Source organism: Bacillus sp. SIMBA_008, from assembly GCF_046535495.1.
In the GTDB taxonomy this organism is placed as follows: domain Bacteria; phylum Bacillota; class Bacilli; order Bacillales; family Bacillaceae; genus Bacillus; species Bacillus subtilis.
On record NZ_JAWRWL010000257.1, the window covers coordinates 1 to 294 of the forward strand.

Here is a 294-nt window from a genome sequence, read left to right on the forward strand (position 1 = left end):
GGCGCGCATCTCGATCGTGCGCCGCTTCTGCGCCTCGTCCCAGCCGTCCTCGAGATCGACCGGGATGCCGAGGGTGCCGCGCAGAGCGAAGCGACGGCCACACAGGCTCAGGGCGATCCGGCGCGTCCGCATCCGCAGCGCGCCCTGCGCCGTCACACTGCACTCCTCGATGAGCTCGACGCGCCCCCGTGCGCCCAGCAGATTGCGCACGAGGCCGGGCAGCACGCTCACGGTGAGCCTGTCGGAGATGAACTGCGTCGTGCCGGGGAAGCGGAACTCCCTGGTCGTGTCGAG

At 71.1% G+C, this 294-nt stretch carries 1 protein-coding gene; it reads right to left on the reverse strand.

Going from position 1 to position 294, the window contains the following annotated elements:
• Positions 1-294: hypothetical protein (locus SB658_RS23085; protein ID WP_410602595.1), on the reverse strand; the 294-nt coding region annotated here is incomplete at both ends.